This window comes from Cellulosimicrobium cellulans (assembly GCF_024124905.1).
Taxonomy (GTDB): domain Bacteria; phylum Actinomycetota; class Actinomycetes; order Actinomycetales; family Cellulomonadaceae; genus Cellulosimicrobium; species Cellulosimicrobium cellulans_G.
The window spans coordinates 732,113-757,335 of sequence record NZ_JAMXST010000002.1 but is presented as its reverse complement, the minus strand read 5'-3'; the positions used below and the strand labels follow the sequence as shown (position 1 = coordinate 757,335).

Genomic DNA, 25,223 nt, shown 5'->3' with positions numbered 1-25,223 from the left:
GTGCGCGCCCCGTCGTTCCTCGCGCGGCTCCGCGGCAGGGGCAGGAGCCTCGCCAGCGCGCGCCTGACCCGCCGCGGCACGGTGGTGCTCGCCGCCGGTGCCGCGCTCGCCGTCCTGGGCGTCACGCTCGGGCTGCCCGACCTCGTCGGGCTCGGCGTCGCCGGGGCGCTCGCCGTCGGCGCCGCCTGGTGCTGGATGGCCGTCCGTCGGATCGACCGCGGTCGTGGTGCCCTGCACGTGTCGCGCCGCGTCCAGCCGAACCCCGCCGTGCGCGGGCAGTTCACGACGGCGCGCCTCACGGTCGCGGCCGCGCGGGCGACGTCGTCCACGGCCACGACGCTCGCCCGCCTGCGGATCAGCGAGCAGGCGGCGCACGAGCTGTGCGACCAGGGCTCCCTGCGCGCCCAGGTCGCGACGGTGGGCGACCACATCGCGGTGCGCTACCGGCTGCGCCCCCTCCGCCGCGGGCGGTGGCCGCTCGGCCCGCTGCTCACGACGCGGGTCGACCTGTTCGGCCTGGTCAGCGCGACCCAGGAGCTCGGCGAGCCGACCGCGGTGGCCGTGTGGCCGCGCACGGTGGAGCTGCCCGTCCGCGGGTCGCGCGCGTTCGGCGAGCACGAGCGCTCCGCGTCGGGCGCCCGGCTCGCGTCGAGCGACGACTCGGTGCTGCGCGACTACGTCGCCGGCGACGACCCGCGGCGCGTGCACTGGGCCAGCGCGGCCCGGCACGGTCAGCTCATGGTCCGCGCGGACGAGAGCGCGGGCCTGCCGCCCGTCAGCGTCCTCCTCGACCGCGGGCTGCTGCCCCACCCGGAGCTCGCCGCGTCGAGCCCGCGCGCGCTCGCCGACGGCGAGTGGGCGGTCGAGTGCGCGGCGTCGATCGGCGTGTCGCTCCTCCAGGCCGGCCACCCCGTCCGGCTCGTCCCGACGTCGCTCGCGCCGGTCGTGTCCGGCACGGGCTTCCGCGTCAACCGCTCGGGCGAGGGCCCGGCCGACCTCCTGGACGCCACCGTCGACCTGCACGGGCACCACGTCGTCGCGGACGCCGACCGCTCGGTCGTCGCGACGTCCGAGGCGCTGCGGCGGGACCGGCGCCCGGGCGAGATCACCGTCGCGGTGCTCGGCCCGCTCGGCTCGGTCGCCCGGCACACGGTCGCGGCCATGGCCGGGGACGGCCTGCACCGCGCGCTCGTGGTGAGCGCTCGTCCCTGGGCGCCCGAGCACGCGGACGCCCTCGAGACGGTCGCGGCCCTGCGCTCGACCGGGTGGCACGCCGCGCTCGTCGACCCGTCGGCGTCCCTGGAGCACGCCTGGACCCTGCTCGTGGAGGGCTCACGATGACCACGTCCCGCCCCGACTCCACGACCTCGGTCGGCCTCCGCGTGCTCGCGACGACCGCGCTCGTCGCCGTCGCGGTCACGGCGTCGACCTACGCGCTCGGCAGCGTCATCGGTCCGGGCGGCTGGACCGGCACCGCCGTGCGGACCATCGCGGTCCTGGCCCTCGTGACCGGCGTCTCGCGGTACGCCCTCGAGCGCGGCCACGCCGCTCGCGGGGAGACCCTCGCCCCGCCGGCCGCGCTGCTCCCCTCGCTCGCCGGGCTCGTCGTCGGGCTCTGGGCCCTGCTCGGGCTCTACGGCGGCCCGACCGACCGGTTCTCCCTGCTCATCGGCCTCTCGAACGTCGACCGGGTCCTGTCCCGGCTCTCCACCGCGCGGGACCTCACGCTCGCCGAGGTCGCCCCCATCGACCCGAGCCTGCCGATCGCGCTCATGGCCGTCGGCGGCGCCGTCGTCGTGTTCCTCGTCGCCGACCTCATGGCCGGCGGTCTCCGGCTGGGTGCGGGCGTCGCGGTGCCGCTCCTCGCGCTGTGGGTCCCCGGACTCGTCATCATGGGCGAGATCCCGCCCCTGGCGTTCGTCGTGACCGTGACGGCGCTGGTCCTGCTCCTCGCGGTCGACAACCCGCACCGCACCGTGCGGCGTGGCGCGGCCGCGCGACGGGCCGAGGACCGTGCGGCCGGTGGCCTGCGTGCCGCCGGGGCGCTCGTCGTCGCGGTCGCCGTCGCGGTCGTCGCCCTGGGCCTCGGGTCGGCGAGCGCTTCTCTCCCCGAGGTCGCGTCGGCGTCGTGGTCCCGGCTCTTCTCGTCGACCGGGCAGACCGTGCGGCTCTCGGACGACCTGGACATGCGGCGCGACCTCGCCGAGCGCTCGGGCGAGGTCGTGCTGCGCTACCGCACCGACGGCGACGAGGTCGGCCCGCTCCGCGTGTTCACCCTCACGGGCTTCGACGGCACCAACTGGCGGCGCGGCGCGGACCGCGACGGCACCCCGATAGAGGCGGCCGATCAGATGCTGTGGCCCACCGACCCCGGCGGGGTCGAGGAGCCGACCTCCGTGCGTGTCACGCTCGAGTCGCTGCGGGACACGAAGCTCCCCCTCCCGACCGAGCCCCGCACCGTGGACATCGACGGCGACTGGTCGTACGACGACGTCCGCGACGAGGTGCTCGGCGAGCAGCCCACCGGCGCGGGCACCGCCTACGAGCTCGCGGTCTTCTCCCGCCCCCTCGACGCGGAGTCGCTCCGCGGGGCGAGCGGCGCGGACCCGGACGACCCCAACTACCTCGACGTCCCGGCGACCGAGCACGAGCAGGACATCCGCGACCTGGCGGCCGCGGTCGTCGAGGGGGCGCCGACCCGCTACGACCAGGCGCTCGCGCTGCAGACGTACTTCCGCGACGTCTCGCAGTTCACGTACTCGACCGAGGTGCCCCCGGGCGACTCCGGCGACGCGGTCTGGGACTTCCTCCAGGACCGCACGGGCTACTGCGTCCAGTTCGCGACGTCGATGACGATGATGGCGCGGACCCTCGGGATCCCCGCGCGCCTCGGCGTCGGGTTCCTGCCGGGCGAGCGCGTCGACGACTCGAGCTTCCAGGTCACCGGCCGCGACTCCCACGCCTGGCCGGAGCTCTGGTTCCCGGGCCAGGGCTGGGTGCGGTTCGAGCCGACCCCGGCCCAGCAGACGGGGCCGACGCCGCGCTGGGCGACGCCCGTGGCCGTCACCCCGGGAGGCCCGCAGGACCCGGGCAACGTGCCGACCCCCGGTGCGACGACCGGGGCGCCCTCGGCCCCCGCGAGCCCGGCACCCACGACGTCCGGGACCGGTGGGACGACCGGCGGCGGTGCGGACGAGGGCGCGCCGTGGCCGCTCGTCGTGGGGGTCGCGCTCCTCGTCGCGGTCGCCGTCGGCGGGGCGCTGTGGCTCGTGCTGCGGCGTCGGTCCGAGACGCCGAGCCTGCGTGACGCCGAGGACGCGTGGGACGAGCTCGTCGACAGGCTCGGGGCGCTCGACGTGCGGTGGCCGACGTCCACGACTCCCCGCCGCGTTCCCGCCGCCGTCGTCGCGAGCCTGCAGGCGCGTCGCGGGCAGCACCCGCGCGACGAGGACGTGGCCGAGGCGGTCGCCGGGCTGGCGTCTGCCCTCGAGGCCGAGCGTTACGCCCCGGAACCGCGGACGGTCACCCGCCCGGAGCGGCTCCAGGAGCTCGTCGACGCGGCGGTCGACGCGGTCGAGGGATCGCTCAGCGACCGTCCTGCTCGCGCCGACGGTCCCAGCGCTCTTCCAGTCGGCTGAGGAACGGCTTGCGCGTCGACTTGCTCGGCGCGGCCGGGCGGACGGTGCCGTCCGCCTCGACGGTCCCGACCGGTCCCTTGCGCGACGAGCGCGGGGACTGGAAGACCAGGACGACGCCCCCGAACATGAGGACGAAGCCGATCACCCCGAGCCAGGTCTGCGAGAGCGCAGCACCCAGCACGAGGAGGAGGAGGCCGCCTACCACGCCGACCCCGGCCAGGACGTAGCGCAGCGCCGAACGTCGTCGTGGCGCCTGGAGCGTGTTCGCCAACCGCGGGTCGTCCGAGGTGAGCGCGCGCTCCATCTGCTCCAAGACCCGCTGCTCGTACTCAGACAGAGGCATGAGCACCCCGTTTCTCCACGCTGGTCGTGTGTCACCCTCAGGATAGATCGACATCCGCGGGGGTGGTAGTCGAGCGGGCCCTGGCGGGCCCCATGGCGATGGATCTCACGCCGAACCGCCCTCGGACCGCGTCGACGGCCTCCTCCACGCGGCGCCGCGCCGCGCTCGTCTCCTCGACGGCCTCCTCGAGCGTGGGCTGCACGACGGCCTCCGCGCGCGGCTCGAGACCCTCCGCGCGGACCCCCACGAGCCGGACGGCCAGGCCCCGCAGGTCGACGCTCGAGACGAGCTCCCGTGCCACGAGGTAGATCTCCCGCGCGACGTCCGTCGGGGCGCCGAGGGTCCGCGCGCGGGTGACGGTGCGGAAGTCGCTCGTGCGGACCTTCACGCTCACGTTGCGTGCGACGAGACCCTGGTGGCGCAGCCGGCCCGCGCACCGGTCCGCGAGCTCCAGGACGCGCGCCTGGACCGCCGTGAGGTCGCGCAGGTCGTGGGCGAACGTCGTCTCGGCGCCGATGCTCCGTTCCGACCGCTCGGGCTCGACCGGCCGGGGGTCGCGCCCCCACGCGAGGTCGTGCAGGTGCGCGCCCGCGACCTTGCCGACCGCTGCCTGGAGGGAGGCGACGTCCGTGTCGGCCAGCTCGGCGACGGTCCGGATGCCCCACTGCGCGAGGGCGCTCTCGGTCCGCTCCCCCACCCCCCACAGCGCGCCCACGGGCAGCGTGCGCAGGAACGGGACCGTGGCCGCGGCCGGCACGAGGAGCACGCCGTCCGGCTTCGCGTGCGTCGAGGCCAGCTTGGCGACGAACTTGTTCGTCGCGATGCCGACCGAGCAGGTGATGCCGTGCTCGGCCCGCACGCGGCGCCGCAGCTCGGCCGCGATCCGCGTCGGCGGCCCGAGCCGTCGCCGGGCCCCGCTCACGTCGAGGAACGCCTCGTCGACGCTCACCTGCTCCACGAGCGCCGTGATCTCGCCGATCGCCGCCATGACGGACCGGGAGACCTCGTGGTACCGCGTGTGGTCCGGCGGGACGACGATCGCCTGCGGGCACAGGCGGCGCGCCGTCACCATCGGCATCGCCGAGTGGACACCGAAGGCCCGCGCCTCGTACGTCGCCGCGAGGACGACACCCCGTTCCGCGCCGCCGACGATCACCGGGCGACCGACGAGCTGGGGGCGCCGGGCGAGCTCGACGGACGCGAAGAACGCGTCCATGTCGACGTGGAGGATCGAGCACCCCTCCTCGTCGTCGCCCCAGTCGCGGCGGACGCTCGCGCGCGGACCGCGGCTCATCGCCGCCTCACCGGGCGCTCGACGCAGGCAGCGCCCGGGTCACGACGCCACCGTCCGCAGGCCGGGCATCCGGACGAACCCGGCGTCGGGGTCGACGAGCATCGCGACCTCGTCGCGGAAGTCCTCGGCGCACGCCACGAGCTCGTCGGCCCGGCGCGGGTCCACGGCGTCGAACCGGCCCGCGTCGACGGCGGCGCGGACGCGCGCCCCGCTCGCGAAGTAGCCGGACCAGGCGGCGAGCGACGGCTCGGCGTCCGCGAGCTGGTCCCACACCGAGCGGGCCCGGCCGCGGCGCACGGGCCGGGCACGCAGCGCGACGACCGCCGCGGCGGCGCGCAGCGCACCGAGGTGCGCGTGCACGAAGCGCTCGCCCGCGTCCTGCGCGAGCGCCGCCGCGACGAGCTCCGCGTCCGCACGGTCCAGCAGCCGACGGACCTCGGCGGGGACGGCGACCGCCCCCTTCGCGCCTGCTTCGTTCGACATCGCGCACCTCCTCCTCCACTATCGAACACCTGTTCGATCCTGTCAACGTCCGGTGCCGGCCGGCCCTACGGTGAGCACATGGCTCGCCGCACCTCCCGACGTTCCCCAGGGTCCTCCGCGCCACCCACACGGTCCCGGCGCCGGGCGAACGGGAGCCGTGGCGCGGCCCCCGACCTGCCGACCGGGCCCGTGGCCACGTCGACGGGGACGGCGTACGTCGAGCGCGACCCCGACCACCCGTCGGCGGTCACGCTGTACGTCAACGGCGTCCCCAGCTCCTACCTCGACCTCGACGACCCCGGGATGCTCGCGTTCGAGTACATGCAGCAGATGGCGGCCGTCGTGGACGAGCTCGCCCCCGGCCCTCTGCGCGCGCTGCACCTCGGCGCGGCGGGGTGCAGCCTCCCGCGCTGGGTGGAGCACACCCGGCCCGGCTCGTCCCAGCTCGGGGTCGACCTCGACTCCCGCCTGCTCGAGCTGGTCCGCACGTGGTTCGACCTCCCGCGCTCCCCCCGGCTCCGGCTGCGCGCCGACGACGCGCGGCACGCGGTGGCGAGCCTTCCCGACGCCTCGTACGACGTCGTCGTCCGTGACGTGTTCGACGGCGACCGCACGCCCGACCACCTCGCGACCCGCGGCATGGCGGACGAGGTGCACCGCGTCCTGCGCCCGGGCGGGGTCTACCTCGTCAACTGCGCCGACCGGCCGCCGCTCACGACGGCGCGCCGCGAGACCGCGACCCTCGCGGCCGCGTTCGGAGAGGCGTCCTGCGCGGAGGACCGAGTCGCGGCGATCGCGGAGCCCGCGCAGCTCAAGGGCCGCCGCTACGGCAACGTCGTCCTGGCCGCGGTCCGTGCCGGGTCGGGTGCGCCGAGCCTGTCGAGCGCGACGCTGGCGCGTGCGGTCCGCTCGCTCGCCGTCCCGGCACGCGTCGTCACGGGCGACGAGCTGCGCGCGTTCGTGGGCACCGCCCCGGTGCTCGACGACCTCGAGGTCGCGCCGGCCGACGGCCCGGCGGCAGACGGGTCGTGAGACGCGACAGGAGCCGCGCCCGAGGGACGCGGCTCCTGCGACGACCGGGTGATCCGGCCGCGAGACGTCGTGGACGTCAGAGCGGACGAACCTTCTCCGCCTGCGGGCCCTTCGGCCCCTGGGTGATCTCGAACTCGACCCGCTGCGCCTCGTCGAGCGTGCGGTACCCGTTCGACTCGATCGCCGAGTAGTGCACGAAGACGTCGGCACCGCCGCCGTCCTGCGCGATGAAGCCGTAGCCCTTCTCGGCGTTGAACCACTTCACAGAACCCTGCGCCATGCTCTTCCTCTGACCTTCTGTCCGTCCGGGGACATCAGCGAGCGGACCCTTCGTCCACCCCCGTGCGCCGCAATGCCATGTCCCACGTCCTTCGCCGGCGCCCGGCCGTGTGCGGCCGGCAGGCCCGACGCCGGACCACCCCGCCGGGCGGACCCACGTACCGGCCCTGCACCGGGTCGTGCGCAAGTACGTCACTGCAACGGGTGACAGTGTGGCACGGACCACGTCCGGTCCGCCACGGAACTCGCCACCTCTCGTGATGATTTTTCGGCACATTCCGCCCCGGTCCGCGGACCGGGGCGGGTGGGGCGAGCCGCGGCTCAGTCGCCCGACTGCTGGGCGAGGAAACGCTCGAACTCCGCACCGAGCTCGTCGGCCGTCGGGATCGGCGCGGACTCGGCGAGCAGGCTCGTCCGACCCACGGAGCGCGCGAACGCGTCGTACTGCTCCTCGAGAGCGCGCACGACGGCGGCGACCTCCTCGGAGTCCCGCACCTGACGCTCGACCTCGGCCTTCGCCTCCTGCACCGCCTCCGCGAGCCCGCTCGTCGCGAGGTCCAGGCCCGTGACGCGCTGCACGTGCTCGAGCGCGACCACCGCCGCGGGCGGGTACGACGACTGCGCCAGGTAGTGCGGCACGTGCACGGTCACGCCGAGCGCGTCGTGCTCGGCGCGGCCGAGCCGCAGCTCCAGCAGCGCGGCGAGGCTGGCCGGGACCTTCACGGTGCCGAACCACGACGTGTGCTCGCCGAGCAGCTCGGGCCGGGTCGCGTGCGCCGTGACCGAGAGCGGGCGCGTGTGCGGGATCCCCATCGGGATGCCGTGGAAGCCGACCGTGAGCGACACGCCGAGGCGCTCGACGACGTCGCGCACCGCAGCCACCACGCGCTCCCACTGGACGTCCGGCTCAGCGCCGTGCAGCAGCAGGAACCCCGTCCCCTCGGCGTCGCGCACGTGGTCGATCACCAGGTGGGGCTCGTCGTAGTCGGACCAGCGGTCGGTGCTGAAGGTCATCGTGGCCCGCTTGGAGCGGTAGTCGAGGAGCTGGTCGACGTCGAACGTCACCACCCGGGTGACCTCGCCGAGCTCCAGCAGGTGGTCGACCGCCACCGCGCCCGCGCTGCCCGCGTCGACGAACCCCGCGACGGCGTGCAGCAGCACGGGCCCGGCGCCCGGCTCGGGCGGCGTGGGCCACAGGCGGGCCACCGCCTGCTCGTCGAGCTCGTAGATCCCGCGAGGGTCCAGCATGCATCCTCCTCGTGACGTCCTTCGCCCGCGCGCTGCCGACGGCGCGGCGGGCCTGACGAGGACAACACGCCTCGGCCCGCGGTTCTTCCCGGAGCGGCGGCCCGCACGCGCCCGCCCGGGACCGCGCCCAGGTCAGCGACCGGGCAGGCGCACCACCGAGACGAAGAAGTCGTCGATCTGGCGCACCACGTCGATGAAACGGTCGAAGTCGACGGGCTTGGTGACGTACGCGTTGGCGTGCAGCGAGTAGCTGCGCACGACGTCCTCCTCGGCCTCCGACGTCGTCAGGACGACGACCGGGATCTTGCGCAGCGCCTCGTCCGCCTTGAGCTCGGCGAGGACCTCGCGCCCGTCCATCCGGGGCAGGTTGAGGTCGAGGAGGATGAGGTCCGGCGTCGGGGCGTCAGCGTGCTCGCCCTCCTTGCGCAGGAACTGCAGCGCGCTCACGCCGTCGGAGACCACCGACAGACGGTTCGTCACCTTGTGGTCCTCGAACGCCTCGCGCGTCATGAGCACGTCGCCGGGGTCGTCCTCCACCAGGAGGACGTCGATCGGCTTGCTGCCGTGGCTCATGCGGGGCTCTCCTCGTCGTCGTCGCGCGCGCGGGCAGGGGTGACCTGCTCCGCGCCGTCGGGGTCGGAGCGAGCGTAGCCGACCTGCGCGTGCACGTACGCGTGGGCGAGCGTGAAGCGGATCGTCGTCCCGCCCTCGCGCGGCTCGATCCAGATCCGGCCGCCGTGGTACTCGACGATGCGCTTGCACAGCGCGAGCCCGATGCCGGTCCCCTCGTACACGTCCTTGGCGTGCAGACGCTGGAAGATGACGAACACGCGCTCCGCGTACTGCGGGTCGATCCCGATCCCGTTGTCCTCGACGGAGATCTCCCAGTGCGTGTCGCGCGCGAGCACCCCCAGGTGCACGGCCGGCGGCCGGTCCGGGTCGCGGAACTTCAGCGCGTTGCCGACGAGGTTGGCCAGCAGCTGGTGCAGGAGCGCGCGCTCGCCGACGACGACGGGCAGCGGGTCGTGCGTGATGCTCGCCCCGGTCTCCACGACCTTCTCGGACAGGTCCTCGAGCACGCCCTCGAGCTCCCGCTCGAGGTCCACGTCGACGCGCTCGCTGCCCGTCCGGCCGACGCGCGAGAAGCCGAGCAGGTCCTGGATGAGGCGTTGCATGCGCTTGGCGCCGTCGACCGCGAAGTCGATGTACTGGTCCGCGCGGTCGTCGAGCTCCCCGCCGTACCGCTTCTTGAGGAGCTGCGTGAAGCTCGCGACCTTGCGCAGCGGCTCCTGGAGGTCGTGGGACGCGACGTAGGCGAACTGCTCGAGGTCGCGGTTGGACCGCTCGAGCTCGCTCGCCTGCTCGGCGAGAAGCTCGTGCGAGCGGGCGGCGTCCTCGTGCGACGCCTTGATCTCCGCGACCTGGTTCACGAGCTCGACGCGCATGTGCTCGACGTCCTGGGCGAGGTCCGCGATCTCCGCCGGGCCCGAGGTCACGACCGGCTCGTCGAGGCTCCCGGAGCTCACGAGCCGCACGCGGTGCGCGAGCTCGGCCATCGGCTCGGTCACCCACCGCTTGAGGCACACCCAGAGGATGATCCCGACCGCGAGCGCCGAGCCGACCAGGACGAGGACGCTCCCGAAGAGCGCCCGGCTCCACCGGTCGAGCGCGTCGAGCCGCTCCACGCGCTCGGCCCGGAGCGCGTCGACGTACCGCGCGGTGTCGGCCCGGGCGGCCGCGAACAGCTCGGCACCGTGGGCCTGGTCGACCGCACGCACCCGTCCCGGTCCGTCGTCCTCGGTGGTCTCGATGGCCGGCTCGGCGTAGTCGGCGACCCAGGCCCGCACGGAGGCGTCGGACCGCCCGGCCAGCGCCGCGAGCTCCGCGTCGAACCCGAGGCGGTCGACGAGGGTGGCGTCCGGGACGACGCCCTCGGCGTCCGTCCCCACCGCACGGGTGTAGGCCTCGAGGGCGGTGTCGTCGCCGGTCGCGACGTACGCACGGACCGCGACCTCGGCGTCGAGGAGGCCCACGTACGCGGCGTCCGCCCCGGTCACGGCGTCGAAGAACGGCCCGGTGACCTCGTTCTGGATGGTGAGCACGCGCGAGAGCGCGATGGCCGACGTCGCGAGGACGCCGAGGAGGATCACGCCCGCGACGACGAGCGCCCACCCGAGCCGGCGGCGCAGGGTCGGGGCACGCCGGCGCCCGGCGCGTCCCGCGACGGCCGTCTCGCCCACCGGGGGCGTCACCGGGCCCACTCGTCCGAGTCGGCGAGAGTCGCCGTGCGCTCGCCGGGGGTGCCCTCGTCCCCGCCCCAGCCGAGCACGAGGAGCGCGGCGTCGTCGGCCAGCGGGCCGCCGTGCAGGTCGCGCACGCGGCGGAAGACGCGCTCCACGACCCCCTCGACGCCCTGCTCGAGAGCGCTGTCGACCGCGCGGCGCAGGCCGTCGACGCCGACGCGCTCCGGTCGGGCGCGCGGCCCGACCACTCCCCCCGGCCCCGCGACGGTCGCCTCGACGAGCCCGTCCGTGTAGAGCATGAGCGCCCAGCGTTCCCCGAGGTCGACGGACTGCGACGTCCACCCGCCCTGCACGGGGATGCCGAGCGCACGGCCGCGCGCGGTGGGCGTGATCTCGGTCGCGGTGTCGCGCAGCAGGAGCGGGGCGAGGTGCCCGGCGAGGTACACCTCCGCGCGGCGGCGGTCCGCGGAGACCACGACCTGGCAGAGCGTGACGAAGACCTCGGGACGGGCGCGCTCGGGCACGAGGACGCGCTCCAGGAGCGGGAGGATGCCCTCCGGCTGGGTGTCCGAGAGCACGATGGTGCGCCACGCGGTGCGCAGCGTCGCACCGAGCGCGGCCTCGTCGGGGCCGTGGCCCGCGACGTCGCCGATGATGCACAGGACGGTCCCGTCGGGTCGCTCGACCGCGTCGAAGAAGTCGCCGCCGAGGAGGCCGTTGCCGCCGGGGACGTAGCCCACCATGACGTCGAGCCGGTCGTCCTGGACCAGCGGCGTGGGCAGGAGCGCGCGCTCCAGCCGCGCGGTCTCGGCCGCTCGGACCTCGCTGCGGTACAGCGCGCGCTGCTGCTCGACGGACATGCGGCGCTGCACGGCGTAGCGCACCGACCGGCTCAGGAGGTCGCCGTCGACCTCCCCCTTCACCAGGTAGTCGTCGGCGCCGGCCGCGACGGCCTGGACGCCGAGGTCGATGCCGGAGTGCCCCGTGAGGACCACCAGGGCGGGCGGGTGGGTGCCGGTCCGCACCCGCTCGACCGCCGACAGCCCGACCGAGTCGGGCAGCCCGAGGTCGAGCAGGACGCAGTCGACGTGCCAGGAGACGAGCATCTCGAGCGCGGCGTCGAGGGTCGTCGCACGGTGGAGGTCGACCGTGAGGTTGCCGTCCGCCAGCAGCTCCTCGACGAGGATCGCGTCGCCGTCGTCGTCCTCGACGAGGAGGATGCGCAGCTCGTCCGTCGGGGCGAGGACCGCGCGCTCGGACAGCGCCTGGTCGCGCGCGTCGGGCTCGTCGCCCCGCGCCGAGGGCCGCGCGGGGACCTGACGGTCGGTCCCGGTCACGACGCCCGCTCCCCTCTGGTCGCCATGGCCCACGATCCTAGCGTCAGCCGCGCGTCCGGCCCGGTCACGGGCCCGGGACGCGCCGAGGACCGGTCCCGGGCCCGGCGCCCGTGCGCCATAATGGACGGCCGTGTCACGGGCGGGCGCCCGGGCGCGACGCCCGGCCGAGGGAAGGGACAGCGTGGGACGCAACGACGAGCTCCGGCTCGAGCAGGAGGTCGTGGACACCCTCTACGCACGCCTCGACGAGCTGCGCGCCGCCGCCCGCGCGCGGCTCGACGCCGTCCGCCGGTCCGGACCGTCGGGCTCGCCGCAGAACCGGAGCGAGCGCGACGCGTTCGCGACGCTGTACGAGGACCGCGTCGCGCAGCTCGACGCGGTCGAGGACCGGCTCGCGTTCGGCCGCCTCGACCTGGACGACGGCACGCGCCGCTACGTCGGGCGCATCGGCCTGACCGACGCCGAGCACACGAGCCTCCTCACCGACTGGCGCGCGCCCGCGGCGCAGTCGTTCTACCGCGCGACGGCGGCCCACCCCGACGGCGTCGTCCGGCGTCGGCACCTGGTGACGCGCGGGCGCGACGTGACGGGCCTCGAGGACGAGCTCCTGGACCTGGACGCGCCCGAGGCCGTCACCGGGACGACGCTCTCCGGCGAGGGCGCGCTCCTCGCCGCGATGGCGGCAGGACGCACCGGGCGCATGGGCGACATCGTGGCGACGATCCAGGCCGAGCAGGACGCGATCATCCGGTCCGGGCTGGCCGGTGCGCTCGTCGTGCAGGGCGGGCCCGGCACGGGCAAGACCGCCGTCGCGCTGCACCGCGCCGCCTACCTCCTCTACGCGCACCGGCGGCTGCTCGAGCGCTCGGGCGTCCTCCTCGTCGGCCCGAGCCACTCGTTCCTGCGCTACATCGACCAGGTGCTGCCGTCGCTGGGCGAGACGGGCGTCGTCAGCACGACGATCGCCGACCTCCTGCCGGGCGTCGTCGCCGACGGCACGGAGGACCCCCGCGTCGCGCGCGTCAAGGGACGGGCGGACATGGCCCGGGCCGTGCGACGCGCGGTGCGGGCGCGCGAGCGCGTGCCCGCGGCGGACGTCCCCGTGCGCCTCGACGGCCACGACCTGCTGATCCGGCGCCGCGACGTCCGCGACGCCATCGCGAAGGCCCGGCGCACCCACAAGCCGCACAACCTCGCGCGCGTCACGTTCGTCCGCGAGATGCTCTCGCGCCTCGTGGACCAGTACGGGCGCCAGCTCGGCGAGCCGCTCGTCGGCGAGGACCGCGCGCTCGCGCTCGAGGACCTGCGCTCGCACCGCGACGTGCGCGTCGCGCTCAACCTCGCATGGCTCCCCCTCACGCCGGAGCGCCTCGTCGAGGACCTGTGGACCAAGCCGCACCGGCTCGCCGAGGCGGCGCCCGAGCTCTCGCCCGCCGACCGGCGGCTGCTCGAGCGGCCGAAGGGAGCGCCGTGGACGCCCGCGGACGTGCCGCTCCTCGACGAGGCCGCGGAGCTGCTCGGCGAGGACGACCAGGCGGAGCGGGCCGAGGCCGCCGCACGGGCGGCGCAGCGGGCTCAGGACCTCGAGTACGCGCGGCAGGTGCTCGAGTCGTCCGGTGCGGGCGGCGGGATCGTCGGCGCGGACGTGCTCGCCGAGCGCTTCTCGGCGAGCGGCCCGCGCCTCACCACCGCGGAGCGCGCCGCGCAGGACCGCACGTGGACCTACGGGCACGTCGTGGTCGACGAGGCCCAGGAGCTCTCGGCCATGGCGTGGCGCATGCTCGTGCGCCGGTGCCCGACGCGCTCGTTCACGGTCGTCGGCGACGTCGCGCAGACGTCGTCGCTCGCGGGGGCGCGCTCGTGGAAGGGCATGCTCGACCCGGTCTTCCGCGACGCGTGGCGACTCGCGGAGCTGACCGTGAACTACCGGACCCCCGCCTCCGTGGCCGACGCCGCCCGCCGCGCCGCCCTCGCCGCCGGGCTGCCCGTCTCGCCGCTCACGTCCGCGCGCGACGTGGAGGACGCGCTGCGCGTCGTCGAGGCGACGCCCGACGGCCTCCCCGCCCAGGTCCGCGCCGAGGCCGACGCGGCGCGCGCGGAGTTCGTCGCCGCGGAGTCGGGGCGCGTGGCCGTCGTCGCCGCGGCGCAGGCCGTGCCCGCCCTGCGCGCCGCGCTGGGTCTCGTGGACGCCGGACCGGACGCCCCCCTCACGGTCCTGGACCCGGTCCAGGTGAAGGGGCTCGAGTTCGACGCCGTGGTGCTCGTGGAGCCCGCCGAGATCGCGACCGGCCCCTCCGGCGCCTCGGACCTCTACGTCTCCATGACCCGCCCGACCCAGCGCCTGGTCGTCGTGCACGCCCGCGCGCTCCCGGAGGGCGTGACCGGGACGGGCTCGACGACGGCGGGCACGGCCGCGCGCGACGGGGCGCGCGTCGCGCCCTGACCCGGTCGGCCGCCGGCGCGTCCGGCCGTTCGGATCGGTCGTTCACCTCGTCCCGAGGGTCAAGACCCGTTTGGCCCGGACCATGGACCGGGCGCACCATGGGAGCGTGCTACGCGCCCTCCTCCTTGAAAACCTGCACCCTCTCGCCGCCTCGAACCTCGAGGCGGCGGGGATCGACGTCACCGTCCGCACCGGCGCCCTCGACGAGTCCGAGCTGATCGAGGCCCTCGACGGGGTCCACCTCCTCGGCATCCGGTCCAAGACGAACGTCACCGCGAACGTGCTCGAGAACGCCCCCGACCTGGTGGCGCTCGGCGCGTTCTGCATCGGCACGAACCAGATCGACCTGCGCTCCGCCGCGTCGCAGGGCGTCGCCGTGTTCAACGCCCCGTTCCAGAACACGCGCTCCGTCGTCGAGCTCGCGCTCGCCGAGATCATCGCGCTCACGCGCCGGCTCACCGAGCGCGACCGCGCGCTGCACGAGGGCCGCTGGGACAAGTCGGCGGAGGGGGCGCACGAGGTCCGCGGCCGCACGCTCGGCATCGTGGGGTACGGCAACATCGGCACCCAGCTCTCGGTCGTGGCCGAGAACCTCGGCATGTCCGTGGTCTTCTACGACACGGCGGAGAAGCTCGCGCTCGGCAACGCGCGACGCATGGACACGCTCGACGAGCTGCTGGAGCAGGCGGACGTCGTCACGCTGCACGTCGACGGCCGCCAGGGCAACGCCGGGCTGTTCGGCGCCAAGCAGTTCGCCCGCATGCGCCAGGGCTCGATCTTCCTCAACCTGTCGCGCGGGTTCGTCGTGGACTACGGCGCGCTGCGCGAGGCGATCGAGGAGGGCCGCGTCTCCGGCGCCGCCGTCGACGTGTTCCCGCACGAGCCCAAGCGCAAGGGCGACGCGTTCGACTCCGAGCTGCGCGGCCTGCCGAACGTGATCCTCACGCCGCACATCGGTGGCTCGACCGAGGAGGCGCAGGAGGCGATCGGCCAGTTCGTCTCGGCCAAGCTGCGCGACTACCTCACGACGGGCTCGACGACGCTCAGCGTCAACGTGCCGAACCTCGCGCTCGAGCAGACGACCGGGATCACGCGCATCACGCACCTGCACCGGAACACGCCGGGCGTCCTCGCGGCCGTCAACGCGACCCTCGCGGAGCACGGCACGAACATCGAGGGCCAGCTCCTCGCCACGCGTGGCGAGATCGGCTACGTCGTCACGGACGTCGGCTCGCGCGTCGAGCCCGCCGTCATCGAGGCCCTGGCCGCGATGGAGCAGACGATCGCCCTGCGCGTCCTCGACTGACGCCCACCGCGAGCGCCTTCGCCGCGTGCACCGGGTCGCCCCGGCGCACGCGGCGAAGGTCCTCGGGCGGCATGACCTTCGCCGCTGAGCGCCCCGCGCTCGGCGGTGCCACGATGAGGCATGACCGGATACACGCACGACGGGCCGCAGATCCTCGACGCCGACGCGTCGTGGGACCTCGTGGAGGGGACCCACGTCGCACGCCTCGCCGTGAGCGTGCGGGGCGAGCCGGACATCTACCCCGTCACGGTGCGGGCGCACGAGCGCACGCTCGCGTTCCGCACCGTCCCCGGGACCAAGCTCGCGACCCTGGCGACCAACGAACGCGTCGCTCTCGAGTGGGACCACGTGGACGACGACGGGGCGTGGAGCGTCGTCGCCCGCGGCACCGCGCACCGGCAGCGCAGCGAGCACGAGGTCGACGCCGTCCAGGAGGACGCCGCGGCCCTCGTCCCCGTCGTGGACGTCCCGACCGAGGAATGGGTCGTCATCGAGGTCCGCGAGGTGACGGGGCGACGCTTCGCCCGGTCGGAGGCCTAGCCGCACTTCCCCGTCAGGGCGCCGACGCAGGTCGTCCGGCCGCCCCCGACGGGGCGACCGGACGACGACGAACGCTGAGCCGGAGGCGGCCGTCAGCCGGACTTGCGGCGGAACGTGCGCTGGACCGGCCCCACGGTCTCGGACCCGTGCACCGACCCGGTGTTGGACTCGCCGTCGGCCGTGCGGTGGCGCGCCGCGTTCTTCCGGTCGAGCGCCTCACGGAACTTCGCCTTGGCCTCGTCGGTCGGTGCGGTGTCTGCAGCGGATCGCTGCTGGTCGGACGCCATGGCGGTCTCCTCGTCGATGGGGGAACTCGGTCGTGCACTGCGGTCGGCCCGACGGTGCGGGCACCTCGCCAGCCTCCCGCACCGCGTCGCCGGACGCCACCTGATTTGTCCGCCGGTCGGCCGGTCTCCGACGGACGGCCGGACGGTGTCGGGTAGCGTCGGCCGCGTGCCGACCGACTCCTCCGCCTCCGCCGCTCCCCCGTTCCCGGACCGGGCCCCGCTGCCGCACCGCCGTCTCGGTCGGTCCGGGCTGGCGCTGCCGGCGGTGTCGCTGGGCCTGTGGCAGAACTTCGGCGACGCCGACCCGCGGGCGACGCAGCGCGAGATCGTGCTGCACGCGGTCGACCGCGGCGTGACCCACCTCGATCTCGCGAACAACTACGGCCCGCCGGGCGGAGCGGCCGAGGAGTCCCTGGGGCACCTCCTCGCGCGCGAGCTGCGGACGGTGCGCGACGAGCTCGTCGTGACGACCAAGGCCGGCTACCGCATGGGGCCCGGCCCCTACGGAGAGGGCGGCTCGCGCAAGTACCTGCTCTCCTCGCTCGACGCCTCGCTGCGTCGCCTCGGGCTCGACCACGTCGACATCTTCTACTCCCACCGCTTCGACCCGACGACGCCGCTCGAGGAGACGGTCGGTGCGCTCGCCACCGCGGTCCGTTCGGGTCGCGCGCGGTACGCGGGCATCTCGTCCTACTCGGCGCGTCGCACCCGGGAGGCGCTGCGGGTCGCGGAGCAGGTGGGCGTCGACCTCGTCGTGACGCAGGTGTCGTACTCGATGCTCAACCGGTGGGTCGAGGAGCCCGACCCGCACGACCCCGCGGGCGCGTCCGTGCTCGACGTCGCGGGCGCCGCGGGGCTCGGGGTCGTCGCCTTCTCGCCGCTCGCCCAGGGGATGCTCACCGACCGGTACCTGCGCGGGGTTCCGGACGACTCGCGCGCGGCGCGCGGGGGGCCGCTCCGACCGGCGTTCCTCTCGGAGGCGAACCTCGACCACGTCCGCCGGCTCGACGACCTCGCCCGCGCCCACGGGCGCAGCCTCGCCACGACGGCGATCCTCTGGGCGATGCGGGACGAGCGCGTCACGTCCGTGCTGCTCGGCGCGAGCTCGACGCGGCAGCTCGACGAGAACCTCGCCGCGCTCGACGCGCCGGCGCTCTCCGCCGAGGAGCTCGCTGCCGTCGACGCGCTGCCCGCGGACACCGGCATCAACATCTGGGCGTCGCGGTCCAGCGACCTGTAGGCCCGCCGGACGCGCGCCGACGACGCGGGACCCCTGCCGGGGCCGCGACGTGCCCTCGCGCGTGCGGCCTCAGGCGTGCGGTGCGACCTCCCCGCGAACGTCCGCCCCCGGAGCGGTGCCGCTCGAGCCCTCCTCGGCCCGGGCCGCGGCCGTCTCGCGCTCCTCGCGCTCGACGCGCAGCGACGTGATCGCGCTCTCGAAGTCCTCGAGCGAGTCGAACGCCTGGTAGACGCTCGCGAAGCGCAGGTAGGCGACCTCGTCGAGCTCGCGCAGCGGCCCGAGGATCGCGAGCCCGATCTCGTACGCGTCGAGCTCGGCGCTGCCGCTCGCCCGGATGGTCTCCTCGACGCGCTGCGCGAGCACCGCGAGGTCGTCCTCGTTGACGGGTCGCCCCTGGCAGGCCTTGCGCACGCCGTTGACGATCTTCTCGCGCGAGAAGGGCTCCGTGACGCCGGAGCGCTTGACCACGGACAGGCTCGCGGTCTCGATCGTCGTGAAGCGGCGGTTGCACTCGGGGCACTGGCGGCGCCGACGGATCGACGCGCCGTCGTCCGAGGTGCGCGAGTCGACGACGCGGGAGTCCGCGTGGCGGCAGAACGGGCAGTGCATGGCGGGCTCCTCCGCGGGGTTCGCGCCGACAGGTCGGCGCGACGAACGTATGCCGTCGCGGCGGGACCGTGCAACACGCCTCCGACGCCGGCCGCTCGCGCCCGCCGCGTCGTCGGCGCGCAGACGGCCGCACCGGTGCTCGTGGACGGCAGAACGGGGGCGGTCGTGGTCGACCGCCCCCGTCGGGACGCCCCCGTCCCCATCTCGCGCGTGACTCGCCTCACGCGCGGCGACGTGCACAGGAGTCGCGGTGGACCGCGCGCTCCTCACCTCGTCCGCCCAGCCCCCCAGCCGGCGTTGTGAGGTGACACTAACTTAGGGCGACCTAAATGATGCCGCAACCCCTGCGCACCGCACGGGGCCCGGTTTCGCCCGTGTCCTGCGTCACAGCGCGCTCTCGCGTCCGCACCGAGGGCGCCCAGCCGGCCTCAGGCGGACGCCGGGAGGAGGATCTTCTGGCCGGCCTGGAGGCCCGAGGACGAGAGCCCGTTGAGCTCGGCGAGCCCGCTCACGACGTCGCGCAGGTCCTCTCCCGGCGCCGCCACCCCCTGCGCGAGCTCCCACAGCGTCTCCCCCGAGCTCACGACGTGCACCCGGACCTCCACGGGCTCGCCCGGGCCGCTCGCGACGGCGACGCCCACCCGCGCGGCCAGCAGCAGGACCGCGGCGGCCAGGAGCACGAGGACCACGCGGCCCCGGCGCGTGAGCCGCAGCGGCCGCTCCTCCGCACGCCCCGTCACCCCGCCCGCAGGGCCGAGGGGCCCGACCGTCGAGATCGCCATCGCATCCATGCCTGCTCCGTCCCGGCCCGCGGGCCCGATCGCCTTCCCCGGTCGATCGGACGCCGCGAGCCCTTCGCCTCCGCGCCGACCGGGTCGGTCGAACACGTGTACGTAGAACACCTGTACGAAGGTCTATCACGAACGACCGACAGAGTCGAGACATGCTCGAACAGGTGTTTGATTCGTGTCGCAACCTCCCCTAGCCTGGGGTCAGGTCGGTTCGCCGGACATGTCCGCTCGGACCCGGAGGGGCGACCGAGGTCCCGGAGCGCACGCCCCGGGGAGGGGAGGCCGCACGCCCGGGAGGCGTCGGCGGCCGCGACGGACGAAGGCGGAGCGACCATGGCGGGACGAGGCACGGACAGGGCACGGGGGCTCGCCGAGGTGCGGGAGCTCCCGGACGGGTCGGCGGGGGGTGACGGGCTCACGCCGCGCCAGCGCCTCGTGCTCGAGACCATCCGCGCGTGCGTCGAGCAGCGCGGCTACCCGCCGAGCATGCGGGAGATCGGCGAGGCCGTGGGCCTGACGAGCCCGTCGTCGGTGAAGCACCAGCTCACGACTCTCGAGCGCAAGGGCTTCCTGCGTCGCGACCCGAACCGCCCCCGCGCGATCGAGGTCGTCCAGCCGGACGACGCGCGCCGCGCCACCCCGCTCACGGCAGCGGGCTCCGCGCCCGAGCCCGCGTACGACGAGGCGCACCCGGCTCCGTCCTACGTCCCGGTCGTCGGCCGCATCGCCGCCGGCGGCCCGATCCTCGCGGAGCAGGTCGTCGAGGACGTCTTCCCGCTGCCTCGCCAGCTCGTCGGCGAGGGCGAGCTCTTCCTCCTGCGGGTGCAGGGCGACTCGATGGTCGACGCCGCGATCTGCGACGGCGACTGGGTCGTCGTCCGCCGCCAGCCCGTCGCGGAGAACGGCGAGATCGTCGCGGCGATGATCGACGGCGAGGCCACGGTGAAGTCCCTGCGCCGCGCGGACGGTCGCGTCTGGCTCATGCCGCACAACGCCGCGTACGACCCGATCCCTGGCGACGACGCCCAGGTCCTCGGCCGCGTCGTCTCCGTGCTGCGCAGCCTCTGAGCCGCACGGACCGTCCGTCGCCGCACCCTCCCGAGCGGTCCCTCGCGGGGCGGACGAGGCGGGCGCCGGCACGTCGAGGTCGGAAGCGCCGAGAGCCGGGTGGTCGTCGACCACCCGGCTCTCACACGCCGTTCCGGACCCGCCGGCGAACCGGTCGGTCAGAGACCGAAGCGCCGGGCGACGGCGTGCAGCGACTCGGCGGACGAGCGCAGCCCGGCGAGCTCCGCGTCGGACAGCGGGACCTCGACCCGCTCGGTGGCGCCACGCCGGTCGACGAGCGTCGGCAGCGAGAGGCACACGTCGTCGAGCCCGTACGCGCCGTCGAGCAGCGTCGAGACGGGCAGGATGCGGTGCTCGTCGTCGAGCACGGCCTCGATGATGCGCGTGCCCGCGAGCCCCACGGCGTAGTTCGTCGCCCCCTTGCCCTCGATGATCCGGTAGGCCGACTGCACGACCTCGCGCGCGATGTCGTCGCGCACGCCTGCCGTGAGCGGACCGCGACCGCCCAGGCCGGGCCACTCGAGGAGCGGGACGCCGCCGATGGTCGCCGAGCTCCACAGCGGGATCTCGCTGTCGCCGTGCTCGCCGGCGATGTACGCGTGGACGTTCTGCACCGCGACGCCGCAGTGCTGGGCCACGAGGAAGCGCAGCCGCGAGGAGTCGAGGACGGTCCCGCTGCCGAAGAGCTGCGAAGGCGGCAGCCCGGAGAACTTGAGCGCCGCGTAGGTGACGATGTCGACGGGGTTGGTCACCATGACGTAGACCGCGTCCGGGGCGACCTCCACGAGACCCGGCAGGATCGTCCGCATGAGGCCGATCGTGCCCTCGGCGAGGTCGAGCCGCGTCTGGCCCGGCTTCTGCTTCGCCCCGGCCGTCACGACGACCACGTCGGCCCCCGCGCACACCGCGACGTCGTCCGACCCCTCGACCCGGGCCATCGGCATGAACTGGATGCCGTGCTGGAGGTCCGCCACCTCCGCGTCGACCTTCGCCCGGTTCACGTCCAGGAGCGCCACGGTGCGCGCGGCCCCGCGCATGAGGGCCGCATACGCCAGGGTCGACCCGACCGCACCCGCGCCGACGATCGCCAGCTTGGTCGTCCGCGCTCCCCCTCCCGGCCCACCCGTGCTCGCGTCACCCGTGCCCTGCGGGGACGTGCTCGTCGTCATGTCGCCTCCGTGAAGTCGCTGGAATCGTGAAGACCGCGGAAAGGACTCAGCCTAGGGCGGCGAGGCGCCGGAGCGCACCGGTGGCGACGTCGCGGTCGGTCGTCTGCCAGAACCCCGGCATGGACCGCGTGAGGAACGTGCCGTAGCGCGCGGTCACGAGACGCGGGTCGAGGACCGCGACCACGCCTCGATCCGTGGTGGACCGGACGAGCCGGCCGGCGCCCTGCGCGAGCAGGAGGGCGGCGTGCGTCGCGGAGACCTGCATGAAGCCGTTGCCGCCCGCCGCCTCGACCGCCCGCGCCCGGGCCGACTTCACCGGGTCGTCCGGACGGGGGAACGGGATCCGGTCGATGAGCACGAGCTGGCACGACGGCCCGGGCACGTCGACGCCCTGCCAGAGCGACAGCGTGCCGAACAGGCAGGTGGCCGGGTCGTCGGTGAACTCGCGCACGAGCGTCGGGAGCTGGTCGTCGCCCTGGCACAGGATCGGCACGTCGAGCCGCTCGCGCATCGCCTCCGCCGCGGCGACCGCGGCGCGGCGCGACGAGAACAGGCCGAGCGTGCGCCCGCCCGCCGCCTCGACGAGCGCGGCGATCTCGTCGAGCTGGTGCTCCGTGGAGGCCTCGCGGCCCGGCGTCGGGAGGGCCTTGGCGACGTAGAGGATGCCCTGCCGCGCGTAGTCGAACGGGCTGCCGACGTCGAGGCCGCGCCACCGTGGTCCGTCGGCGTCGCCGCCCTCGCCACCGCCCCCGAGCCCGAAGGTGCGCGCGACGGCGTCGAAGCTGCCGCCGAGCGCGAGCGTCGCGGACGTGAACACCCCGGTCCGCTCGGCGAGCAGGTGCGTACGGATGAGGCCCGCGACGCCCAGCGGGGCGGCGTGCAGGCGGCTCGCGCCCTCCCCGAACCGGTCGGCCGACCAGCCGCCCTCGCCGGGGCGCGAGCACCAGAGCACGTCGTGCCCGGTCGGGTCCGCGGCCATGCGCTCGGCGACCTCGAAGAGCTGCAGCATCGTCGACTGCGCCATCTTCAGCCCGGAGTCGGGCTGGGCCGGCTTGGTCACCCCGGTCTCGGGCTTGAGCGTCGAGAGGACCTCCCGCGCGGCGTCGCGCACCGCGGCGACCGCCGAGCGCGCGCCGTCGGGCAGGCCGTCGGGGAACCGCTCGGCGGGCAGCGACCCGACGACCGTCCCGAACGCCGCCGACGCCGCGTCGAGCGCGTCCGTGGTCACGCCGCCGTGCCGCCGCGCGAGGCGTGCCGCGCTCTCGATCGCCGGTACCGACAGGTCGACCGTCGCGGCCGCCGTCACGCGGTCGGCGAGCTCGTGCGCCTCGTCGACGACGAGCACGTCGTGCTCGGGCAGCACGCCGGGCGAGCCCATCGCGGCGATGCCGAGCATCGCGTGGTTGGTCACGACGACGTCGGCCTCGCGGGCCGTCGCGCGCGCCTTCTCGGGGAAGCACTCCGCGAGCAGGGGGCACCGCTGGCCCAGGCACTCGAGGGCGGTGACCGAGACCTGCCGCCACGCCTTGTCGCTCACGCCGGGCACGAGGTCGTCCCGGTCCCCGGTCGACGTCTCCTCGGCCCACGCGCGCAGGCGCACGACCTGCTCGCCGAGCGCCGCGGCGCTGGTCCCGCCGCGCGCGGCGGGGTGGTCGGCGGCGCCCGCGGACTCGCCCGGCAGGTCGAACAGCGTCGGTTCGTCGGCCGGGTACCCGCCCGCGATCTTGTGGACGCACAGGTAGTTGTGCCAGCCCTTGAGGAGCGCGATCGTGACGGGGCGCGGGAGGCGGTCCGCCACGGCGTCGGCCACCAGCGGGAGGTCGCGCGTGATGACCTGGCGCTGCAGCGCGAGGGTCGCCGTCGAGACGATCACCCGCTCGTCGGTCGCCACCGCGTGCCGCACCGCCGGGACGAGGTACCCGAGCGACTTGCCCGTGCCCGTCCCCGCCTGCACCACGAGGTGCTCCGACCCCTCGATCGCGTCGGTGACCGCGCGCGCCATCGCGTGCTGGCCGTCGCGCCGCGCACCGCCCAGCCGCGTGACGGCGACGTCGAGCAGCGCGTCGACGTCGGGCACGTCGCCTCCCGCGGCGCCGGCCGGGGTCCGCGGCCCTTCGGCGTCGACGCGGTCGGGGGCGGGTCGCGTGGAGGGGGGCACCCGCCGAGTCTACGGTCGGTCGCCCACGGGGCGGCGGCCCTGTGGACGACGGTGGCGGACACGCCGCGACCCCGTGCGGCGGGTGCCGCACGGGGTCGCGGAGAGCGTCGAGCCGGGGTCCGGCGCGGGCCGCTCAGCCCTGGGCCGAGGCTCCGACGAGCTCGGTCGCGAGCGCCTGGGCGACGCGTCCGCGCAGGAGCGTGCCCTCGGGCGTGTGCTCCTCGTGGTCGATCTCGCCCTCGGTGTGCACGCGGTGCACGAGGTCGCCGCGGTGGTAGGGCACGACGACGTCGATCTCCACGTCCGGGCGCGGGAGCTCGTGCGCGATGAGCTCGCGCAGGTGCTCGATCCCCTCGCCCGTGTGCGCCGAGACCACCACCGTGCGCCGCTCGCGCAGCCGGATCCGCGCGATCGTCTCGGGGTCCGCGACGTCCGCCTTGTTGAGCACGATCACCTCGGGCACGTCCTCCACGCCCGGGATGTCGGCCAGGACGTGGCGCACCGCGGCGATCTGCCCCTCGGGGTCGGGATGCGAGGCGTCCACGACGTGGAGCAGCAGGTCGGCGTCGCCGACCTCCTCGAGCGTCGACCGGAACGCCTCGACGAGCTGGTGCGGCAGGGCGCGCACGAACCCGACGGTGTCGGCGAGCGTGTACACGCGACCGTCCTCGGTGCGCGTGCGGCGCACCGTGGGGTCGAGCGTCGCGAACAGGGCGTTCTCGACGAGCACGCCCGCACCCGTGATGGCGTTGAGCAGGCTCGACTTGCCCGCGTTCGTGTAGCCCGCGATCGCGACGGACGGGATCGCGTGCCGCTTGCGCGACGCGCGCTTGGTCTCGCGGCCCGGGGCCATCGCCTGGATCTCCCGGCGCAGCTTGGCCATGCGATTGCGGATGCGGCGGCGGTCCAGCTCGATCTTCGTCTCACCCGGACCACGCGAGCCCATGCCCGCGCCCGCCCCGCCGACCTGGCCACCGGCCTGCCGGGACATCGACTCGCCCCACCCGCGCAGGCGCGGGAGGAGGTACTCGAGCTGGGCGAGCTCGACCTGCGCCTTGCCCTCCCGGGACTTGGCGTGCTGGGCGAAGATGTCGAGGATCAGGGCGGTCCGGTCGATCACCTTGACCTTGACGATGTCCTCGAGCGCGCGCCGCTGGGAGGGCGCGAGCTCGCCGTCGATCACGACGGTGTCCGCGCCGCTGGCCGCCACGACGTCCGCGAGCTCCGCGGCCTTGCCGGAGCCGAGGTACGTGCCGGGGTCGGGCTTCGCGCGGCGCTGGATGACGCCGTCGAGCACCTGGGAGCCCGCCGTCTCGGCGAGGGCCGCGAGCTCGCGCAGCGAGATCTCGGCCTCCTCCGCGGACGTGGGCGCGCCGTCCTCGCGCGGGTCGGAGCCGGGGCTCCACAGCCCGACGAGCACGACCTTCTCGAGGCGCAGCTGCCGGTACTCGACCTCGGTGACGTCCTCGAGCTCGGTCGACAGACCGACCACGCGGCGCAGCGCGCTGCGCTCCTCGAGCTCGAGCTGCTCGCCGTCGTGCCGTGCGTGGACCGTGCCGCCCTCGGCGCGCGCCGTCCCGGCCCGAGCGAGCACCCGTGCCACGACGTCGCTCGCGATGTCCCGCGTCGCGCCGGTCGGCTCGTCCTGAGCCGGGGTGGGGTTCGCCGGTGTGTTCGCCGGGGTAGCGCTCATGTGCCGCCTTTCGTCGGGGAGG

The 25,223-nt window shown here is 75.1% G+C and carries 22 protein-coding genes; 8 read left to right on the top strand and 14 right to left on the bottom strand.

Going from position 1 to position 25,223, the window contains the following annotated elements; genetic code table 11:
• Positions 1-1,341: a DUF58 domain-containing protein gene (locus tag NHH00_RS08370; RefSeq protein WP_253051360.1), complete on the top strand. Its 1,341-nt coding sequence runs from the start codon at positions 1-3 to the stop codon at positions 1,339-1,341.
• Complete coding sequence (locus tag NHH00_RS08365) at positions 1,338-3,638, top strand: transglutaminase family protein (RefSeq protein WP_253051359.1); 2,301 nt, start codon at positions 1,338-1,340, stop codon at positions 3,636-3,638. The genes NHH00_RS08370 and NHH00_RS08365 overlap by 4 nt, the downstream gene beginning before the upstream one ends.
• On the opposite strand, the gene NHH00_RS08360 is transcribed toward NHH00_RS08365, so the two are convergent.
• The 3 genes from NHH00_RS08360 to NHH00_RS08350 are packed head-to-tail and all read right to left on the bottom strand — an operon-like array spanning position 3,586 to position 5,758.
• The gene (locus tag NHH00_RS08360) at positions 3,586-3,981 is read right to left on the bottom strand and encodes a DUF3040 domain-containing protein (protein ID WP_253051358.1); all 396 of its coding nucleotides are present in this window, start codon (positions 3,979-3,981) and stop codon (positions 3,586-3,588) included. The two genes, NHH00_RS08365 and NHH00_RS08360, sit on opposite strands and share 53 nt — an antisense overlap.
• Positions 3,982-4,018: 37 nt before the next feature.
• On the bottom strand, positions 4,019-5,275 hold the full coding sequence (locus NHH00_RS08355; protein ID WP_253051357.1) for a DNA polymerase IV: 1,257 nt from the start codon (positions 5,273-5,275) through the stop codon (positions 4,019-4,021).
• A 39-nt stretch (positions 5,276-5,314) separates the two neighbouring features.
• Positions 5,315-5,758: an SAV_6107 family HEPN domain-containing protein gene (locus NHH00_RS08350; protein WP_253051356.1), complete on the bottom strand. Its 444-nt coding sequence runs from the start codon at positions 5,756-5,758 to the stop codon at positions 5,315-5,317.
• Between the two features lie 78 nt (positions 5,759-5,836).
• Here NHH00_RS08350 and NHH00_RS08345 point away from each other — a divergent pair, with 78 nt between their 5' ends.
• On the top strand, positions 5,837-6,790 hold the full coding sequence (locus NHH00_RS08345) for a spermidine synthase (RefSeq protein WP_253051355.1): 954 nt from the start codon (positions 5,837-5,839) through the stop codon (positions 6,788-6,790).
• 76 nt (positions 6,791-6,866) lie between these two features.
• On the opposite strand, the gene NHH00_RS08340 is transcribed toward NHH00_RS08345, so the two are convergent.
• The 5 genes from NHH00_RS08340 to NHH00_RS08320 form a co-directional block, all read right to left on the bottom strand.
• Entirely contained in the window at positions 6,867-7,070 is a 204-nt protein-coding gene (locus tag NHH00_RS08340; protein ID WP_034655075.1) for a cold-shock protein, read from the bottom strand.
• 320 nt (positions 7,071-7,390) lie between these two features.
• Positions 7,391-8,317 (bottom strand): proteasome assembly chaperone family protein, encoded by a 927-nt coding sequence (locus NHH00_RS08335; protein WP_253051354.1) that lies wholly within the window; start codon positions 8,315-8,317, stop codon positions 7,391-7,393.
• Between the two features lie 132 nt (positions 8,318-8,449).
• A complete protein-coding gene (locus tag NHH00_RS08330; protein ID WP_253051353.1) occupies positions 8,450-8,890 on the bottom strand; it encodes a response regulator in 441 nt (146 codons plus the stop codon).
• Positions 8,887-10,569 (bottom strand): sensor histidine kinase, encoded by a 1,683-nt coding sequence (locus NHH00_RS08325; protein ID WP_253051352.1) that lies wholly within the window; start codon positions 10,567-10,569, stop codon positions 8,887-8,889. The genes NHH00_RS08330 and NHH00_RS08325 overlap by 4 nt, the downstream gene beginning before the upstream one ends.
• Positions 10,566-11,897, bottom strand: a complete 1,332-nt coding sequence (locus NHH00_RS08320) for a PP2C family protein-serine/threonine phosphatase (RefSeq protein ID WP_253051351.1) — start codon at positions 11,895-11,897, stop codon at positions 10,566-10,568. The genes NHH00_RS08325 and NHH00_RS08320 overlap by 4 nt, the downstream gene beginning before the upstream one ends.
• A gap of 181 nt (positions 11,898-12,078) precedes the next feature.
• Here NHH00_RS08320 and NHH00_RS08315 point away from each other — a divergent pair, with 181 nt between their 5' ends.
• The 3 genes from NHH00_RS08315 (at position 12,079) to NHH00_RS08305 (ending at position 16,186) form a co-directional block, all read left to right on the top strand.
• A complete protein-coding gene (locus NHH00_RS08315; protein WP_253051350.1) occupies positions 12,079-14,340 on the top strand; it encodes a HelD family protein in 2,262 nt (753 codons plus the stop codon).
• Positions 14,341-14,446: 106 nt separating this feature from the next.
• On the top strand, positions 14,447-15,646 hold the full coding sequence (gene serA, locus NHH00_RS08310; RefSeq protein WP_253051349.1) for a phosphoglycerate dehydrogenase: 1,200 nt from the start codon (positions 14,447-14,449) through the stop codon (positions 15,644-15,646).
• Positions 15,647-15,766: 120 nt separating this feature from the next.
• Positions 15,767-16,186 (top strand): pyridoxamine 5'-phosphate oxidase family protein, encoded by a 420-nt coding sequence (locus NHH00_RS08305; protein WP_253051348.1) that lies wholly within the window; start codon positions 15,767-15,769, stop codon positions 16,184-16,186.
• Between the two features lie 92 nt (positions 16,187-16,278).
• On the opposite strand, the gene NHH00_RS08300 is transcribed toward NHH00_RS08305, so the two are convergent.
• Complete coding sequence (locus NHH00_RS08300) at positions 16,279-16,473, bottom strand: DUF5302 domain-containing protein (protein ID WP_047233781.1); 195 nt, start codon at positions 16,471-16,473, stop codon at positions 16,279-16,281.
• 166 nt (positions 16,474-16,639) lie between these two features.
• On the opposite strand from NHH00_RS08300, the gene NHH00_RS08295 reads away from it, so the two are divergent.
• On the top strand, positions 16,640-17,713 hold the full coding sequence (locus tag NHH00_RS08295; RefSeq protein ID WP_253051347.1) for an aldo/keto reductase: 1,074 nt from the start codon (positions 16,640-16,642) through the stop codon (positions 17,711-17,713).
• A 69-nt stretch (positions 17,714-17,782) separates the two neighbouring features.
• Here the strand turns inward: NHH00_RS08295 and nrdR are convergent, their stop codons facing one another.
• Both nrdR and NHH00_RS08285 read right to left on the bottom strand, forming a co-directional pair.
• Positions 17,783-18,322: a transcriptional regulator NrdR gene (nrdR, locus tag NHH00_RS08290; protein WP_253051346.1), complete on the bottom strand. Its 540-nt coding sequence runs from the start codon at positions 18,320-18,322 to the stop codon at positions 17,783-17,785.
• Between the two features lie 428 nt (positions 18,323-18,750).
• Complete coding sequence (locus NHH00_RS08285; protein WP_253051345.1) at positions 18,751-19,113, bottom strand: LysM peptidoglycan-binding domain-containing protein; 363 nt, start codon at positions 19,111-19,113, stop codon at positions 18,751-18,753.
• A 333-nt stretch (positions 19,114-19,446) separates the two neighbouring features.
• Between NHH00_RS08285 and lexA the strand changes: the two genes are divergently transcribed.
• On the top strand, positions 19,447-20,181 hold the full coding sequence (gene lexA / locus NHH00_RS08280; RefSeq protein WP_253051344.1) for a transcriptional repressor LexA: 735 nt from the start codon (positions 19,447-19,449) through the stop codon (positions 20,179-20,181).
• A 158-nt stretch (positions 20,182-20,339) separates the two neighbouring features.
• On the opposite strand, the gene NHH00_RS08275 is transcribed toward lexA, so the two are convergent.
• The 3 genes from NHH00_RS08275 to hflX form a co-directional block, all read right to left on the bottom strand.
• Positions 20,340-21,350 carry an L-lactate dehydrogenase gene (locus NHH00_RS08275; protein WP_253051343.1) on the bottom strand — a complete coding sequence of 337 codons (1,011 nt, stop codon included), beginning with the start codon at positions 21,348-21,350 and terminating at the stop codon, positions 20,340-20,342.
• A 46-nt stretch (positions 21,351-21,396) separates the two neighbouring features.
• Entirely contained in the window at positions 21,397-23,508 is a 2,112-nt protein-coding gene (locus tag NHH00_RS08270) for an ATP-dependent DNA helicase (RefSeq protein ID WP_374614606.1), read from the bottom strand.
• A 133-nt stretch (positions 23,509-23,641) separates the two neighbouring features.
• Positions 23,642-25,201: a GTPase HflX gene (gene hflX / locus NHH00_RS08265; protein ID WP_253051342.1), complete on the bottom strand. Its 1,560-nt coding sequence runs from the start codon at positions 25,199-25,201 to the stop codon at positions 23,642-23,644.
• Positions 25,202-25,223: the final 22 nt, after the last annotated feature.

Excerpts from the sequence above, each read along its gene's own strand:
- NHH00_RS08365 (WP_253051359.1), top strand. The coding sequence starts at position 1,338 with ATGACCACGTCCCGCCCCGACTCCACGACCTCGGTCGGCCTCCGCGTG.
- NHH00_RS08355 (WP_253051357.1), bottom strand. The coding sequence starts at position 5,275 with ATGAGCCGCGGTCCGCGCGCGAGCGTCCGCCGCGACTGGGGCGACGAC.
- NHH00_RS08345 (WP_253051355.1), top strand. The coding sequence starts at position 5,837 with ATGGCTCGCCGCACCTCCCGACGTTCCCCAGGGTCCTCCGCGCCACCC.
- lexA (WP_253051344.1), top strand. The coding sequence starts at position 19,447 with ATGGCGGGACGAGGCACGGACAGGGCACGGGGGCTCGCCGAGGTGCGG.
- NHH00_RS08300 (WP_047233781.1), bottom strand. The coding sequence starts at position 16,473 with ATGGCGTCCGACCAGCAGCGATCCGCTGCAGACACCGCACCGACCGAC.
- NHH00_RS08340 (WP_034655075.1), bottom strand. The coding sequence starts at position 7,070 with ATGGCGCAGGGTTCTGTGAAGTGGTTCAACGCCGAGAAGGGCTACGGC.
- NHH00_RS08330 (WP_253051353.1), bottom strand. The coding sequence starts at position 8,890 with ATGAGCCACGGCAGCAAGCCGATCGACGTCCTCCTGGTGGAGGACGAC.
- NHH00_RS08335 (WP_253051354.1), bottom strand. The coding sequence starts at position 8,317 with ATGCTGGACCCTCGCGGGATCTACGAGCTCGACGAGCAGGCGGTGGCC.
- nrdR (WP_253051346.1), bottom strand. The coding sequence starts at position 18,322 with ATGCACTGCCCGTTCTGCCGCCACGCGGACTCCCGCGTCGTCGACTCG.
- hflX (WP_253051342.1), bottom strand. The coding sequence starts at position 25,201 with ATGAGCGCTACCCCGGCGAACACACCGGCGAACCCCACCCCGGCTCAG.
- NHH00_RS08350 (WP_253051356.1), bottom strand. The coding sequence starts at position 5,758 with ATGTCGAACGAAGCAGGCGCGAAGGGGGCGGTCGCCGTCCCCGCCGAG.
- NHH00_RS08305 (WP_253051348.1), top strand. The coding sequence starts at position 15,767 with ATGACCGGATACACGCACGACGGGCCGCAGATCCTCGACGCCGACGCG.
- NHH00_RS08285 (WP_253051345.1), bottom strand. The coding sequence starts at position 19,113 with ATGGATGCGATGGCGATCTCGACGGTCGGGCCCCTCGGCCCTGCGGGC.
- NHH00_RS08275 (WP_253051343.1), bottom strand. The coding sequence starts at position 21,350 with ATGACGACGAGCACGTCCCCGCAGGGCACGGGTGACGCGAGCACGGGT.
- NHH00_RS08360 (WP_253051358.1), bottom strand. The coding sequence starts at position 3,981 with ATGCCTCTGTCTGAGTACGAGCAGCGGGTCTTGGAGCAGATGGAGCGC.